Below are 2,305 nucleotides of genomic sequence, written 5' to 3' on the forward strand. Positions count from 1 at the left end.
ACGCCCCGTTCAGGATGGAGGCATTCAGACCATGGAGTCGATCTCGGCGCATGGGATCGACGGCCGCGCCGGCGCGCCACCCGGTACCGGCGCTGGCACCGGTGCCAGCGCCGGTACCGGGTGGCGCGCCGGCGCCGGCCGTCGATCCCCATGCGGCCGAGATCGACTCCATGGTGCTGAATGCCTCCATCCTGAACGGGGCGCTGGAACTGTTGCCGCAGTCGTTGGCCTCCATGGCGATCATTCCGCTGCAGACGCGACTGGTCTACCGCATCGGCAAGCTGTACGGCTACGAGCTGGACAAGGGCCACATCACCGACTTTCTCGCCACGGTGGGCGTGGGCCTCACCTCGCAGTATGTGGAGCAGTTCGGCCGCAAGCTGGTGGGCGGGCTGCTGGGCAAGGTGATGGGCGGCATGGGCCGCGCGGTGGGCAGCGCCGCCACGGGCTCGGCGTTCTCGTTCGCCACCACGTACGCGCTGGGCAAGGTGGCGCAGCGGTACTACGCCGGGGGCCGCACGCTGGGCAAGGACGCGCTCAAATCCTCCTTCTCGCGCACGGTGGACGAGGCGCGCAACCTGCAGCAGCGCTACGCGCCGCAGATCCAGCAACGTGCGCAGGGCCTCGATGTGGGCAAGCTGCTGCGCGAACTGCGCGCCTGATCCGGCGGCGCGCGGTGCCGGCCGTGGGGTGAATCCGCCACCCCGGGCGCCAAGGGCGGTTTGCTATGAAAAATATAGCTATACGCCCTAGTACCAATTGTGCTGGAGGCACTTTTAATGCCCAGCCGTCCTGTCACGGCGGCGGGGTCTTGGGCTGGTAGTCGCAGTACGGCGCCACCACGCATTCCCAGCAGCGCGGCTTGCGCGCCTGGCACACGTAGCGGCCCAGCAGGATCAGCCAGTGGTGCGAGTCCACCGCGTAGGCCGCAGGAACACGCTTCATGAGCTGCAGCTCCACCGCCAGCGGGTTCTTGCCGGGCGCGAGGCCCGTGCGGTTGCTGACGCGGAAGATGTGCGTGTCCACCGCCATGGTGGGCTGGCCGAACGCCACATTCAGCACCACGTTGGCCGTCTTGCGGCCCACGCCGGGCAGGGCCTCCAGCGCCTCGCGGGTGCGGGGCACCACGCCGCCGTGCTGCTCCACCAGGATGCGGCAGGTGGCCATCAGGTGACGGGCCTTGCTGCGGTACAGCCCGATGGTCTTGATGTAGCCCTCCAGCCCTTCCAGCCCGAGGTCGAGGATGGCCTGCGGCGTGCCCGCCACCGGAAAGAGCTTGCGCGTGGCCTTGTTCACGCCCACGTCGGTGGCCTGGGCCGAGAGCAGCACCGCGGCCAGCAGCTCGAACACCGTGGTGTATTCCAGCTCCGTGTTGGGCATGGGGTTGGCGGCCTTCAGGGCGGCGAAGAAGGGTTCGATCTGCGCGGTCTTCATGGTGGAAATGTCGTTGTGGGCACGCGGGGAGCCGCATTGTCCCGCAGCTGGCCGCCCGGGCGCCTGCCGGCCCGGCGGCGGGCCGCCGCCCGGGCGGGTTGACGGGGAATTGACGGGCGCCGGCGCATTTTTTACGGCGTTTTTATGCCGGCTTTCCTAGACTGGGGCCATGTTCCACCCGCAGCCCGCCACCGCCCGCCGGCACCCCTCCGGCCCCGTGGCGGCGACTCGCCCCATGCCGCATTCCTGCGCTTTTCCGACCCTTCACCGCGTGGCCCTGGAGGCCCGGCCGCCGGCCGACAGCGACATCGTCGTGCTGCCGCTGCGCCTCTTTCATACCGACGTGCTGGAAGGGCGCCGCTCGCTGCACCGCATCCTGGGCCCGCGCGTGCAGGGCTACCGCATCGACGTGGATGCGGCCCGGCACTGCATCCGCATCGAGATGAACGTGCGCCGCGGCGAACTGGCCGCGTGCCTGCGCCTGCTGACGGCCGGCATGCCCTGCGCGGAATTCGGCCGCATCGCCCGGCCCACCCACTGGATGCACTGAGAACCTGTTCGATGCACGACGTTGCCCTGCACCTCTTTCTGGCCCTGCTCGTGGTCTTCCTGCCGCTGGGCGGCGCCTGGTGCCTGCTGTACTGGATGGAGCGCCCGGCCCCGCGCCCGGACAGCGGGCGCGATCATGAATAAGGCCCGGCCCCGTGCCACGCCCGGGCGTGCGATCGATGCCGGTGTGCCTGCCGATGCCCGCGCGCTGGAGGCGATCGAGCGCGCCTCGTTCCTGGGAGACCGCATCTCGCTGCCGAGCTGGCGGCGCCTGTTGCGCAGCCGTTCGGCCCGCGTGATGGTGGCGCGGGCCGGCGGGCGG

At 70.2% G+C, this 2,305-nt stretch carries 4 protein-coding genes and 1 pseudogene; 4 read left to right on the forward strand and 1 reads right to left on the reverse strand.

Translation table 11 applies throughout. The features are described from left to right. Positions 1–662: YcjF family protein (locus AC27IO_RS23030; RefSeq protein WP_498740986.1), on the forward strand; the 662-nt coding region annotated here is incomplete at its 5' end. A 133-nt stretch (positions 663–795) separates the two neighbouring features. Here the strand turns inward: AC27IO_RS23030 and nth are convergent. After that, complete coding sequence (nth, locus tag AC27IO_RS23035; protein ID WP_272564115.1) at positions 796–1,434, reverse strand: endonuclease III; 639 nt, start codon at positions 1,432–1,434, stop codon at positions 796–798. Between the two features lie 169 nt (positions 1,435–1,603). Between nth and AC27IO_RS23040 the strand changes: the two genes are divergently transcribed. From AC27IO_RS23040 to AC27IO_RS23050, 3 genes and pseudogenes are all read left to right on the forward strand, one after another. Then, positions 1,604–1,984: a hypothetical protein gene (locus tag AC27IO_RS23040; protein ID WP_284399342.1), complete on the forward strand. Its 381-nt coding sequence runs from the start codon at positions 1,604–1,606 to the stop codon at positions 1,982–1,984. 11 nt (positions 1,985–1,995) lie between these two features. Continuing rightward, complete coding sequence (locus tag AC27IO_RS23045) at positions 1,996–2,127, forward strand: hypothetical protein (protein ID WP_272564113.1); 132 nt, start codon at positions 1,996–1,998, stop codon at positions 2,125–2,127. After that, positions 2,120–2,305: pseudogene (locus tag AC27IO_RS23050) on the forward strand (hypothetical protein); the annotation flags it as partial. The gene AC27IO_RS23045 and the pseudogene AC27IO_RS23050, both read left to right, overlap by 8 nt.

This window comes from Acidovorax sp. KNOB132, assembly GCF_057541515.1.